Origin of the sequence: Streptomyces sp. NPDC014891, from assembly GCF_043081085.1 — a bacterium.
Classification (GTDB): Bacteria; Actinomycetota; Actinomycetes; order Streptomycetales; family Streptomycetaceae; genus Streptomyces.
In genome coordinates, this window is sequence record NZ_JBIBWF010000008.1 from 1 (window position 1) to 12,945 (window position 12,945).

10 protein-coding genes, 1 tRNA gene and 1 pseudogene are annotated in these 12,945 nt (G+C 69.7%); 6 read left to right on the forward strand and 6 right to left on the reverse strand.

What is annotated here, in order from left to right; all coding sequences use genetic code 11:
* Together ACF09E_RS22655 and ACF09E_RS22660 are read left to right on the forward strand one after the other, a co-directional pair.
* Positions 1-95, forward strand: a pseudogene (locus tag ACF09E_RS22655) (class E sortase); the annotation flags it as partial.
* Positions 96-132: 37 nt separating this feature from the next.
* The gene (locus tag ACF09E_RS22660; protein WP_392206742.1) at positions 133-807 is read left to right on the forward strand and encodes a class E sortase; all 675 of its coding nucleotides are present in this window, start codon (positions 133-135) and stop codon (positions 805-807) included.
* A gap of 132 nt (positions 808-939) precedes the next feature.
* On the opposite strand, the gene pknB is transcribed toward ACF09E_RS22660, so the two are convergent.
* The 6 genes from pknB to ACF09E_RS22690 all read right to left on the reverse strand — a co-directional run bounded on the left by pknB (position 940) and on the right by ACF09E_RS22690 (position 9,120).
* Complete coding sequence (gene pknB / locus ACF09E_RS22665; protein WP_392206743.1) at positions 940-2,979, reverse strand: Stk1 family PASTA domain-containing Ser/Thr kinase; 2,040 nt, start codon at positions 2,977-2,979, stop codon at positions 940-942.
* 155 nt (positions 2,980-3,134) lie between these two features.
* On the reverse strand, positions 3,135-4,601 hold the full coding sequence (locus tag ACF09E_RS22670) for a peptidoglycan D,D-transpeptidase FtsI family protein (protein ID WP_392206744.1): 1,467 nt from the start codon (positions 4,599-4,601) through the stop codon (positions 3,135-3,137).
* Positions 4,598-6,037: an FtsW/RodA/SpoVE family cell cycle protein gene (locus ACF09E_RS22675; protein WP_388802046.1), complete on the reverse strand. Its 1,440-nt coding sequence runs from the start codon at positions 6,035-6,037 to the stop codon at positions 4,598-4,600. The genes ACF09E_RS22670 and ACF09E_RS22675 overlap by 4 nt, the downstream gene beginning before the upstream one ends.
* A gap of 26 nt (positions 6,038-6,063) precedes the next feature.
* Entirely contained in the window at positions 6,064-7,545 is a 1,482-nt protein-coding gene (locus tag ACF09E_RS22680; protein WP_392206745.1) for a Stp1/IreP family PP2C-type Ser/Thr phosphatase, read from the reverse strand.
* 179 nt (positions 7,546-7,724) lie between these two features.
* Positions 7,725-8,249: an FHA domain-containing protein gene (locus tag ACF09E_RS22685; protein ID WP_148003379.1), complete on the reverse strand. Its 525-nt coding sequence runs from the start codon at positions 8,247-8,249 to the stop codon at positions 7,725-7,727.
* Positions 8,250-8,259: 10 nt separating this feature from the next.
* The gene (locus ACF09E_RS22690) at positions 8,260-9,120 is read right to left on the reverse strand and encodes an FhaA domain-containing protein (protein ID WP_388802038.1); all 861 of its coding nucleotides are present in this window, start codon (positions 9,118-9,120) and stop codon (positions 8,260-8,262) included.
* Positions 9,121-9,895: 775 nt separating this feature from the next.
* Here ACF09E_RS22690 and ACF09E_RS22695 point away from each other — a divergent pair.
* The 4 genes from ACF09E_RS22695 (at position 9,896) to ACF09E_RS22710 (ending at position 12,918) form a co-directional block, all read left to right on the forward strand.
* Positions 9,896-9,982 (forward strand) — tRNA-Leu (locus ACF09E_RS22695).
* A 349-nt stretch (positions 9,983-10,331) separates the two neighbouring features.
* Positions 10,332-10,925 (forward strand): hypothetical protein, encoded by a 594-nt coding sequence (locus ACF09E_RS22700; RefSeq protein ID WP_392206746.1) that lies wholly within the window; start codon positions 10,332-10,334, stop codon positions 10,923-10,925.
* A 2-nt stretch (positions 10,926-10,927) separates the two neighbouring features.
* The gene (locus tag ACF09E_RS22705; protein ID WP_392206747.1) at positions 10,928-12,211 is read left to right on the forward strand and encodes a peptidoglycan-binding protein; all 1,284 of its coding nucleotides are present in this window, start codon (positions 10,928-10,930) and stop codon (positions 12,209-12,211) included.
* Complete coding sequence (locus ACF09E_RS22710; protein WP_392206748.1) at positions 12,208-12,918, forward strand: ABC transporter ATP-binding protein; 711 nt, start codon at positions 12,208-12,210, stop codon at positions 12,916-12,918. Before ACF09E_RS22705 ends, ACF09E_RS22710 begins: the two co-directional genes overlap by 4 nt.
* Positions 12,919-12,945 lie beyond the last annotated feature (27 nt).

Sequence of the window (12,945 nt, forward strand, 5' to 3'; positions counted from 1 at the left end):
CCGAGTTCACCAGCACCTACCGCATGATCGTGTGGGGCCGGCTCGTCGAAGAACGCCCGCGCAGTCAGGGAAAGCCGAAAGCGCTCGTAGGCTGAGTCCCCACACCTCCGGACGGGACGACGGGACGACCAAGTGGCACGCGTGCGTAATCGGATCGCCGGAGTCATCAGCCTCTTCGGTGAACTCCTCATCACGGCGGGCCTGGTGCTCGGCCTCTTCGTCGTCTACTCGCTGTGGTGGACGAACGTCCTCGCCGACCGCGCCGCCGACAAGGACGGCGCCCAGGTCCGCGACCGCTGGGCCGACGGACCCGGCGCGCTCGACACCAAGGACGGCATCGGCTTCCTCCACGTGCCGGCGATGGGCAACGGCGAGGTGCTGGTCAAGCAGGGCACCCAGAGCTCCATCCTCAACAACGGCGTCGCCGGCTACTACACCGATCCGATCAAGTCCGCGCTCCCGCAGGACAAGCAGGGCAACTTCACGCTCGCCGCGCACCGGGACGGACACGGCGCCAAGTTCCACAACATCCACAAGTTGAAGAACGGCGACCCGATCGTCTTCGAGTCCAAGGACACCTGGTACGTCTACAAGGTCTACAAGACGCTGCCGGAGACCACGAAGTACAACGTGGACGTCCTCCAGCCCGTCCCCGAGGAGTCGGGGAAGACGAAGCCCGGCCGGTTCATCACGCTGACGACCTGCACTCCCATGTACACCTCCGACTACCGGTACATCGTCTGGGGCGAGCTGGAGCGCACGGAGAAGGTCGACCGCGACCGGACGCCGCCGGCCGAACTGCGCTGAGCCGGGCGAGGCCGGGCGGACCTGGGCCGGGCGAGGCCGGGCGACCCGGGCCGGCAGGTGGAGACAGGGGAGGGCCCCGGCAACCACTGGTTGCCGGGGCCCTCCGCGTTCCCGCGGGTCACCGCTCGGGCGTCAGCCGAAGATGCCGCCGACGCCGCCGTTGTCCCCGTTGTCTCCGTTGCCGTCGTTCCCACCGTTCCCGCCGTTGCCGCCGCCTCCGCCGAGCGTCATGACGGTGATCGGCTGCGTGGTCGGGACCGTGGAGCCCTCCGGCGGGTTCGTGCTGAGGACCATGGCGTCCTCCTTGTCCGAACCCTTCTGGACGACGGTCAGGCCCAAGCCCTGCAGGAGGTCCCTGACCTCCTTGAACGGCTTGCCGGTCAGGCCGCCGGGGATCTGGACCTGCGTCTGCTGCGGGCCCTTGGAGACCTTCAGCGTGATCTGGGTCTCCTTGGACTGGTCCGAGGGGCCCTGCGGGGTCTGGTCGACGACGGTGCCCGCGGGCTGGTCGGAGTCGACGTCCTCCCTGGTGATGTTGGTGAAGCCGACCCCGTTCAGCTGCTGGACGGCCTGGTCGTAGCTCCGCGTCTTCACGTCGGGGAGCTGCAGCAGCTTCTGCTTCGCGACGGTGATCGTCACCTCGGAGTTGCGCTCCGCCTTGGTGCCGCCGTCGGGGTTCTGGCGCAGGACCGTGCCCGGGTCCTCGTCGGACTCCTCCTGCTCGACCTTCACCTTGAAGCCCTTGTCCTTCAGGGTCTTCTCGGCGCGCTCCTGGGACTGCTCCTGCACGTCCGGGACCTCGGCCAGCGGGGCGCCCTCGGAGACGAACACCTGGATCGTGCTGCCGGTGTCCATCTTCGCGGTGTTGTCCGCGACCGGCACCTGGCGGCAGATCGTGCCCTTGGGCTGGTCGCAGCGCTCGGTGCCGGCCTCCTGCACCTTCACCTCGGCGTTGGTCGCCCGTTCCGTCGCCACCGCGACGGTCTGGCCGACCAGCTGCGGCACGGTGATCTGGCGGGTGCCGTCCTTCTTGTCGAACAGCGAGACACCGATGAAGATGGCGCCGACGAGGACCAGGATGCCCGCGAGGGCCAGCAGGATCGTCGAGGTGTTCGACTTCTTCGGGCCACCGCGGCGGCGGTCCGGACGGTCGTCGTAGCCGTAGCCGCCGTCGTCCCCGTTGATCGGGGGCAGCATCGAGGTCTGGCCTGCCGGGTCGGCCTGGCGCAGCGCCGTCGTCGGCTGGTCCTCGGGGTAGCCGCCGTAGCCGCCGCCGTACGAGGGCGCCGCCATGCCCATCCCCATGCCCATCGCGGCGGCTGCCGCGACCGGCTGACCGTCGAGGCAGGCCTCGATGTCCGCGCGCATCTCGTCGGCGGACTGGTAGCGGTAGTCGGGGTCCTTGACCAGCGCCTTGAGGACGATCGCGTCCATCTCGGGCGTGATCTCGTGGTCGAAGTTGCTCGGCGGCTGCGGCTCCTCGCGCACGTGCTGGTACGCGACCGCGACCGGGGAGTCGCCGATGAACGGGGGGCGGACGGTGAGGAGCTCGTACAGCAGGCAGCCCGTGGAGTACAGGTCGGAGCGGGCGTCGACCTGCTCGCCCTTGGCCTGCTCGGGGGAGAGGTACTGAGCCGTGCCGATGACCGCGGCGGTCTGCGTCATGGTCATGCCCGCGTCGCCCATGGCGCGCGCGATGCCGAAGTCCATGACCTTGACCTGGCCGGTGCGCGTCAGCATGACGTTCGCCGGCTTGATGTCACGGTGCACGATGCCGGCGCGGTGCGAGTACTCCAGGGCCTGGAGGATGCCGACCGTCATCTCGAGGGTGCGCTCGGGCAGCAGCTTGCGCCCGGAGTGCAGCAGCTCACGCAGGGTCGACCCGTCGACGTACTCCATCACGATGTACGGGATGGAGACCCCGTCGACGTAGTCCTCGCCGGTGTCGTAGACCGCGACGATCGCCGGATGGTTCAGCGAGGCGGCGGACTGTGCCTCACGGCGGAACCGGGCCTGGAAGGACGGGTCACGGGCCAGGTCGGCCCGCAGCGTCTTCACGGCGACGGTGCGGCCGAGCCGGGTGTCCTGCCCGAGGTACACCTCGGCCATGCCACCACGGCCGAGCACCGAGCCCAGCTCGTACCGGCCGCCGAGGCGACGCGGCTCTTCCATAGCTAATCCAGCCCTCTCCGTCTGTCCCGACCGCACCCATGGGTGGTCCGGCGGTGTGTGCTGTTCGCGGATACGGTACCGGCCCCGGGGAGACGTTCCGCCCGGGGCCGGTAGCTGATACCTGACCGGTACCTGGCATGAACGGAGCCGGGACGTCAGCTCCGGGTCTTCAGAACCGCCTTCATCACGGCCTTCGCGATGGGGGCCGCGAGCCCGCCACCGCTGATGTCCTCACGCGAGGTGCCCGCCGAGTCCTCGACGATCACGGCGACCGCGACCGGGGAGCCCTCGGCGGTCTTCGCGTACGAGATGAACCAGGCGTAGGGACGCTTGGCGTTCTTGTCGCCGTGCTGGGCCGTACCCGTCTTGCCGCCGACCTTGACGCCGTCCATGTTCAGGTCGGCGTTGCCGCCGGTGCCGTTGGTGACGACGCTCTCCATCATCTCCTGGAGCAGCTGCGCGTTCTCCTGCGAGACCGGGCGGCTCATCTCCTCCGGCTCGGTCTTCTTGAGCAGGTCGACGTTGGGGGCGCGCAGCTCGTCGATCATGTACGGCTTCATCAGCTTGCCGTCGTTGGCGATCGCCGCTGTGACCATCGCCATCTGGAGCGGGGTCGTCGCGGTGTTGAACTGGCCGATGGAGGAGAGCGCGTTGCCGCCGCGGTCCGCCTTCTTGTCGTAGACGGAGGCGGAGGAGCGGACCGGGGTGAACTGCTCGGCGTTGAAGCCGAACTTCTCGGCCATCTCGTTCATCTTCTCGACGCCGACGTCGTCGCCGAGCTTCGCGAAGACGGAGTTGCAGGAGATGTCGAGGGCGCGCTTCAGGCTGGCGTTGGCGCAGCCCTGGGCGTGGTTGATCATCTCCCGGTTGGAGAGGGGGATCTTCCAGCCGTCGGGGGTGTCGGTCTTCGCGTCGATGTCCTTGACCTTGCCGTTCTCCAGGGCGGCGGCGGCGGTCACGACCTTGAAGACGGAGCCGGGCGGGTAGATCTCACGGATCGCGCGGTTCTGCTTGGGCTTGTTCTTGTCCTTCTCGAGGGCGACCCAGGCCTTCTCGTCCTTGGCGGAGTAGCCGGCGAACGAGGAGGGGTCGTACGAGGGGGTGGAGGCGAGCGCGAGGATCTTGCCGGTGGACGGCTCGATGGCCACGACGGCGCCGGTCTTGTCACCGAGGCCCTCGAAGGCGGCCTTCTGGGCCGCCCCGTTGAGGGTGGTGACGACGTCGCCGCCCTTCTTCTTGTCGCCGGTGAACATCGACAGCGTGCGGTCGAAGAAGAGCCGGTCGTCGTTGCCGGTGAGGATGCCGTCCTCGATCTTCTCGATCTGGTTGGCGTCGTACGCCTGCGAGGCGTAGCCGGTCACCGGGGCCCACATGGGGCCGTCGACGTAGGTGCGCTTGAACTTGTAGTACGGGTCCTTGGAGTCCACGGATCCGGTGATCGGCTTGCCGTCGACGATGATGTTGCCGCGTTCGTTGGCGTAGCGCTCGATACGGACACGGGTGTTCTTGGGGTGCGAGTTCAGTTCGTCCGCGCGGACGAACTGAACCCAGTTGTCCCGCAGGAGCAGGGCGAGGATGAGCAGGCCGCAGAAGATGGCGACCCGCCGCAGGGGCTTGTTCACGGACGGACCACCTGGGTCATCTCGGCGTCGGGGGACGGGGCGGGCGCGGGCGCCGGGCGGCGCGCGGTGTCGCTGATCCGGATCAGGATGCCGATCAGGGCCCAGTTGGCGATCACCGAGGATCCGCCGTACGCGAGGAACGGCATCGTCATACCGGTGAGCGGGATGAGGCCCATCACACCGCCGGCGACGACGAAGACCTGGAGCGCGAACGCGCCGGAGAGGCCCATCGCGAGCAGCTTGCCGAAGGGATCGCGGGCGGCGAGGGAGGTGCGGATGCCGCGCTCGACGATCAGCCCGTAGAGGAGCAGGAAGACCATCACACCGGCGAGGCCGAGCTCCTCGCCGACGGTGGCGAAGATGAAGTCGGAGTTGGCGGCGAAGCCGATGAGGTCCGAGTTGCCCTGGCCGAGACCCGTGCCGAGGATGCCGCCGGAACCGAGCGACATCAGTACCTGGGTCATCTGGTCACAGGCGTTCAGCATGTTGGGGTCCGTGGCTGTCTCCAGGCACGAGAAGGGGTCGAGCCAGGCCGCCACACGGGACTGCACGTGGCTCGCCGTGGAGCCGACGACCACGGCGCCGGCGACGGCCATCAGCAGACCCATGACGATCCAGCTGGTCCGCTCCGTCGCCACGTACAGCATGATCACGAACATGCCGAAGAACAGCAGCGAGGTGCCGAGGTCGTTCTCGAAGACCAGGATGAGGAGGCTGACCGCCCAGATCGTGATGATCGGGCCGAGGTCACGGCCGCGTGGCAGGTAGAGCCCCATGAAGCGGCGGCTTGCCAGCGCCAGCGCGTCCCGCTTCACCATCAGATAGCCGGAGAAGAACACGGCCAGGACCAGCTTGGCGAACTCACCGGGCTGGATCGAGAAGCCACCGACGTTGATCCAGATCTTGGCGCCGAAGACGTCCGTCCCGAGGCCCGGAACGAGCGGAAGCAGCAGCAGGACGAGGGAGACCGCCATCGAGATGTACGTGTAGCGCTGGAGGACGCGGTGGTCCTTGAGCAGCAGCAGCACGCCGACGAACATGGCGATGCCGATCGCCGAGTACATCATCTGGCTGGGAGCGTCGGGGCTGAACGAGTTGTACCGGCGCATCGACGTGGCGATCAGCCGCGGCGACTGGTCCAGTCGCCAGATCAGCACCAGGCCCATGCCGTTGAGCAGGGTCGCCAGGGGCAGCAGCAGCGGGTCCGCGTACGGGGCCCACTTCCGCACCACCAGGTGCGCGACTCCCGCCAGCAGGGCGAGTCCCAGCCCGTATCCGGCCATGCCGGCCGGGACCTTGCCGTCGATGGCCAGGCCCACGTTGAGGTAGGCGAACACCGGGATGACGACGGCGAACGCCAGCAGCGCCAGCTCGGTGTTGCGGCGGCTCGGCGCTTCGATCGCGCCGATGGTGGTCGTGTTGGTGACAACGCTCATGGTGGTGAAAGGCCCCCTACGGGTGCTTACTGCTTGCCGCAGTTCGAGGCCAGCTTCTGCTCCTCCGCGGTGAGGGTGGGACCCGGGGTCGGAGCGGCTGTGGTGGGCTTGGGGTCGGGGGTGGTGCCGTCGGCCGGCGGCTTGCTCGCCTGGTCGGCCGCCTTCTCGGCGGCGGCGCGGCGCTCCGCGGTCTTCTTGCAGGCGGAGGCCTGCACGGCCAGCTCGGCGATCTTCGTCTGGGCCTTGGCGAGGCTGCCGCCCGTGATCGTGTCCTCGACCTGCTTCTGCTGGTAGGCGGGGAGGTACTTGAGTTCGATCTCGGGGTGGTCCTTCTCGACCTTCGACAGCGAGACCCAGGCCAGGTCCTGGCTGATGCCCTGGTACAGGGCCACGTGCTGGTCCTTGGACCCGACGAAGTACTGGGTCTGCGTCCAGCGCCAGCCGCCGTAGAGGCCGCCGCCGATGATCGCGAGGACGAGGACGAGGAAGAAGGTGCGCTTGAGCCACTTGCGGCCCTTGCGCGGCTTCACGAAGTCGTCCTCGGTGTACGACTCGAAGGAGCCCTGCGGGGGCATCCCGCCGTAGCCGTGGCCCTCGCCGCTTCCGGGCGGGCCGAACCCGCCGGCGGGCGGCTGCTGGTGCGGGGCGGGGCGGCCGAGTCCCGAGGCCCGGCCGGCCGGGGTCTGCATCGCGCCGCCGTCGCTCAGCTGCGCGGCCTGGTTCTCGGCGACCGCGCCGACGATGACCGGGGTGTCGCTGAGGTGGCCGGCGAGGGTGTCGCCGCCGTCGACGTCCAGGACGTCGGCGACGATCACCGTGATGTTGTCGGGGCCGCCGCCGCGCAGGGCGAGCTGGATCAGCTCCTGCACGGTCTCCTGGGGGCCCTGGTAGCTGGCGAGGGTGTCCTCCAGCGTCTGGTGCGACACCACGCCGGACAGGCCGTCGGAGCAGATCAGGTAGCGGTCGCCGGCCCGGACCTCACGGATGGACAGGTCGGGTTCGACGTGGTCGCCGCTGCCGAGTGCCCGCATGAGGAGCGAGCGCTGCGGATGGGTGGTGGCCTCTTCCTCGGTGATCCGGCCCTCGTCGACGAGCCGCTGGACCCAGGTGTGGTCCTGGGTGATCTGGGTCAGCACACCGTCGCGGAGCAGATAGGCGCGCGAGTCGCCGACGTGCACCAGACCGAGGCGCTGGCCCGTCCACAGCAGGGCGGTGAGCGTGGTGCCCATGCCCTCCAGTTGCGGGTCCTCCTCGACCATCATCCGGAGCTGGTCGTTGGCGCGCTGCACCGCCGTGCCGAGCGAGGTGAGGATGTCGGAGCCGGGCACGTCGTCGTCGAGCGTGACGAGGGTGGAGATCACCTCGGACGAGGCGACCTCGCCGGCGGCCTGGCCGCCCATGCCGTCGGCGATCGCGAGGAGCCGGGGCCCGGCGTAACCGGAGTCCTCGTTCCCCTCGCGGATCATGCCCTTGTGCGAACCCGCGGCGAATCGCAGGGACAGAGTCATGCGCACCTGCCCTGTCGACGCTGCATCGGGGTACAGCCGGTCTCGACCCACACTGCCCACCCTCCGGTCGCTCCGGTCACGCCGGTCGCTCCAGTCGCTCCGGTCGGGCCCGCGCCACGGACTGTGGCGGGGACCGTCCCGACTCGCTCGCTCCGCTCGCGCCTATTCATGATGTAGCACTACTTCCGCAGCTCGATGACGGTCTTGCCGATGCGGATCGGCGCGCCCAGCGGAATGGGTGTGGCGGTGGTGAGACGGGCCCGGTCGAGGTACGTGCCGTTCGTGGACCCGAGGTCCTCGACGATCCACTGGCCGTCCCGGTCCGGGTAGATCCTGGCGTGCCTGCTGGACGCGTAGTCGTCGTCCAGCACGATCGTCGAATCGTGGGCCCGGCCCAGCGTGATCGTCTGCCCCTGGAGGGCGACGGTCGTGCCGGTGAGGGTCCCCTCGGACACGACCAGCTTGGTCGGGGCGCCGCGGCGCTGCCGCCCACCGCCCGCGCTCTGCTGGCCGCGCTGCTGCGGAGGCGCGGCGGCCTGCCGCGCCTGCTGCTGCTGGGGTCGCGCCTCCTGGCGCCGCGAACCGCGCTGGGTGACCCGCGTACCGAAGAGGTCGCTGCGGATGACCTGCACGGCCACGATGACGAACAGCCACAGAACGGCCAGGAAACCCAACCGCATGACCGTAAGGGTCAGCTCTGACATTGCCCCCGCTTCACCCTTCGGCTTGCCGGTAAACGATGGTGGTGCTGCCCACGACGATCCGCGAGCCGTCGCGGAGCGTAGCGCGGGTGGTGTGCTGCCCGTCCACCACGATGCCGTTGGTGGAACCCAGATCCTGGATCGTCGAGGGCGTTCCGGTCCGGATCTCGCAGTGCCGGCGGGAGACGCCGGGATCGTCGATCCTCACGTCCGCGTCGGTGCTGCGGCCGAGGACCAGGGTCGGGCGGGAGATCTGATGGCGGGTGCCGTTGATCTCGATCCAGCGGCGGACCTGACTGCCCGCTCCCCCGTGCGTACCGGGGCCGGGGGCCGTGGGACGGCCTCCTGCCGCGGCCGCCGGCCGGTGGCCGCCGGGAGGCGGGGAGGCGGGCATGGGAGGCGCGCCGGCCGGGGGGTACCCGTATCCGCCGCGGCCCTGTCCCTGGCCCTGCTGCTGGTGTGGCTGCTGGCCGCCCGCGGGCGGCTGTGGCTGTGACGTACTCGACGCCAGGGTACGGCTGCGCACGCGGTACAGACCCGTGTCCAGGTCCTCGGCCTTCTCCAGGTGGACCTTGATCGGCCCCATGAAGGTGTACCGCTGCTGCTTCGCGTAGTCCCTGACCAGGCCGGCGAGCTCGTCGCCGAGCTGACCCGAGTAGGGGCTGAGGCGCTCGTAGTCCGGCGCGCTCAGCTCCACGATGAAGTCGTTGGGGACGACCGTCCGCTCGCGGTTCCAGATCTGCGCGTTGTTGTCGCACTCGCGCTGGAGCGCGCCGGCGATCTCGACAGGCTGGACCTCGGACTTGAACACCTTGGCGAAGGTGCCGTTGACCAGACCTTCGAGACGCTGCTCGAAACGCTTCATCACTCCCATGGGGCACCTCCTCCGTCGTTGTCGTCCTGGTACTGCTTACTGATCGTATCCACGCGTCGGGAAATCGGCTGGTTCCCCTTCTCTGCCCTGTGGACGAGTGTCACCTCTCACAGGCTTCCCCCACGGATCGTAGAGGCGGCCTGTGGACAGTGTCCCGCACCCGGCTGTGGGAGCGGGGGCTCGGTCGGTGTCTCCGCGCGGATCGAGCGCGGATTGGGACGTTCCGGGGTGGAACCGGGGCCGGATCGGTGTGATCGGACCGACGCGAGGCCGGATCGGACCGACGCGAGGCCGGGACGAGCCGAGCCGAAGCGGGCCGAAGCGGCCGAGCGGTGGGTGACAGGGCTGCGGCGAGTGGGCCGGGGGCCGGGCCCGGGGCTGAGCGGGGCGATCCGGGACGGGGACGCCCGGGCAGGCGGGTCGGCACGGTCGCGATCGGCCGGTGTGACACATCCCGCTCCTTCCCGAGTCCGCTCTTCTCCCGGCTCGTCCTCTTCATCCCTCTTCCCATCCCGCTTCCCCGCTCCTCGCGGCCCGCGTCCTCCCCGCGCCGGCGCACGGCCTTCGCGCGGCCTTCGCGCGGCCCTCCCGCAGCCTTCCCGCACGCGCTGCCAGGACCCTCCTTCCCTCCTCCGTCCGTCTGTCACTCCCTCACCTTGGTCTGGCTGAGCGGAGGCCGAACAACGGATGTGAATCCACGGTCTGCGACGTGCTAATCTTCAGATGTCGCCAGGCGCTCCCACCGAAAAGTGAGAGAGTCCGGAGCACACCCAATGCGCGGGTGGCGGAATAGGCAGACGCGCTGGATTCAGGTTCCAGTGCCCGAAAGGGCGTGGGGGTTCAACTCCCCCCTCGCGCACCAGCTCGGGAAACCGAGGAAACGGTCGGCATCGTGATCACGATGCCGACCGTTTCGCTTTTCCCTGCTGGTCAGGTCCGTGGGGTGCCTACCCGTTCGACCGCCGTCGGCTGGAGAGCCGCCGGGCAGTCGTGTTCGGGGCTTCGGTCGTGTCGTGGACCTCCATCCGACCTGCCGGGTGTGACCCCTCTCACCCCACGGCCTCGGTGAGGTCTGCCGGGCCCGGGCGCTCAGAGGTCACATGATCGCGTGACAGGTTCTTCAAGAGTTCTTCATGGTTCCCGGCCTACCGTCCCCTTGTCCGCCGCATCCGCGGCCGGGCGGGAGAGGCGGAGTGGGAGCGTCGATGAGGATGAACCGGGTGTTACTGGCCGCGACGGCGACGGCCCTGGCCTTCGCGCTGACCGGCTGCGGCAGTGATGACGGCGGCGCGAAGGTCCCTTCGGCGGCAGGTGGCGGCACGTCCGCCTCTGCGGGGGCGAACGCCGGCGGCGGGGGTGGCGGCGAGGACGAACTGACCGCGTACGTGAAGGGCCAGCGCGAGTGGGTGACGTGCATGCGCGACAACGGCGTCGACGTCCCCGACCCGGACGAGACCGGGCAGGTCGACCTCTCCGGGCAGGGTCTCGCCCTCAAGAAGAACCCCAAGTTCATCGACGCGTCGAAGAAGTGCTCCGCGAAGAAGCCCGCCGTCCCCGAGAGCGTCGAGGCGGCCAATCGCCCCAAGCTGACCCCTGAGCAGATCAAGACCAAGCGTGAGTACGCCGAGTGCATGCAGAAGAACGGTGCTCAGGACTTCCCCGACCCGGGCCCCGACGGCTACGGCGACGAGACCAACTCCGGTACGCCGGGGTGGGACCAGAGCTCGGCCGGTGCCCAGCGGGCGACGCGTACCTGCGCCCCCATCATCGGCGCTCCGGCCGACCCGCCGACGGGCAAGGGCTGACGATGACCGAGACGGTGACGCACATCGATGACGAGCCCCCAGGGGCGCCCACGCCGCCGCGCGGCACGCGGGGCCGGCGTACGGCGCTGATCGCCGCCGCCGTCGTCGTGGTGGCGGCAGTCGCCGTGGTCGGCGCGCTCGGACTCGGCGGCGGGGATGACGGAGATCCGACCGCCCCTCCCCGGTCCGGCTCCGTCGTTTCGGTATCCAGGGCGACGCTGACCGAACGCGCCTCCTTGGAAGGCCAGTTGGGGTACGGGACAGAGCTTCCGCTGCCCGTCAAGGCACAGGGGACCGTGACCTGGCTGCCCGAGACGGGTGCCACGGTCGAGCGTGGAGACGAACTCCTCCGGGTCGACGACCGGCCGGTGGTCCTCATGTACGGGAGCCTGCCCATGTACCGGTCCCTGGGGCTGACCGCCCAGGAGGACGAGCCGGGCTCCGCCGGCGGTGCTCCGGACCGGCGACAGCAGAACGACAGTGGAGGGGTGACGGCCGGCAAGTCCCCGAACCCCTCCGGATCGGAGACGCCGGGGAGCGCCGCAACCGAAGGGAACCCCGCCCCCTCCCAGGTGCCACGTGAGCTCAGGGGCATGGACGTCATGCAGTTCGAGACGAACCTCGCGGCCCTGGGCTACACCGGCTTCACTGTGGACGAGAAGTTCACGAACCTCACGGCCGCCGCCGTCAAGCGTTGGCAGAAGTCGCTCGGCGTGGCACAGACCGGGGCGGTCGACGTGGGAGACGTCATCTACTCCGCGAGCAAGGTACGGATCGGTCAGCCCGGCGCCCGGCTCGGCTCCACCGTCGGGGAGAACACCCTCACGTACACCGGAACGACTCGCAAGGTGACCGTCAACGCCTCCGCCGCCGAAGCCGCTTGGGCGGTCCGCAACGCACCCGTCACGGTGACGCTGCCCAACGGCGATCCCGTGCAGGGCAGGGTGGCGGCGATCGGCAAGCAGGCGACGGCGCCCGAGGGCGGAGGCGAGGGTGGCGGGCAGGGCAGGCCCGCCACGATCCCCGTGACCGTCGCCATCGAGGACCAGGGAGCCGTCGGCCGGCTGGAGAGCGGCCCCGTCACGGTCGAGTACGTGGGCAAGGAGGTCAAGGACGTGCTGACGGTCCCCGTGTCCGCGCTCGTCGCCCTCGCCGAGGGCGGACACGGCCTGGAGACCGCGGACGGCCGGTTCGTCGCCGTGAAGACCGGGCTGTTCGCTGACGGAAACGTCGAGGTCAGCGGGACCGCGGTCCGCGAGGGCATGAAGGTGAGGATTCCCGAATGAGCGGCGGTGCGACGACCGTTGTCGAGTTCGACGCGGTCTCCAAAGCCTATCCGGGCGGTGTGACAGCCGTACGGGACGTGAGCCTCCGCATCGGACGGGGCGAACTCGTCGCGATCGTCGGCCCGTCGGGCTCGGGCAAGTCGAGCATGCTCAACCTCATGGGCAGCCTCGACCGCCCGTCCTCCGGCCGGGTCCTTGTGGACGGACACGATGTCGCGGGCCTCTCGGACCGGGAGGTCTCCGCGTTGAGGGCCACCCGGATCGGCTTCGTCTTCCAGCAGTTCCACCTCGCCGTGGGTGTCCCCGTACTGGACTCGGTGGCGGACGGACTGCTCTACGCGGGCGTGCCCATGCGCCGCCGCCGGGCCAAGGCGTCGGCCGCCCTGGAACGGGTCGGGCTCAGCCATCGCGTCCATCACCTCCCGCACCAGTTGTCCGGCGGCGAGCGCCAGCGCGTCGCCGTGGCTCGCGCCGTGGTCGGCGGACCGTCGGTGCTGCTGGCGGACGAGCCGACCGGCAACCTCGACTCGACGTCGGGCGCGGCGGTGCTGGCACTGCTCCGCGAGCTGAACGCCGCGGGCACGACCGTGGTCGTCATCACCCACGACCGTGAGATCGCCGCCGAGCTGCCCCGCCGCATCGAGATGCGAGACGGACGCCTGGTCGCCGACATCGCGCAGAGCACGACGATCGGGGCACCACGGTGACGGACCCCACGACCGACGCCTCCCGGC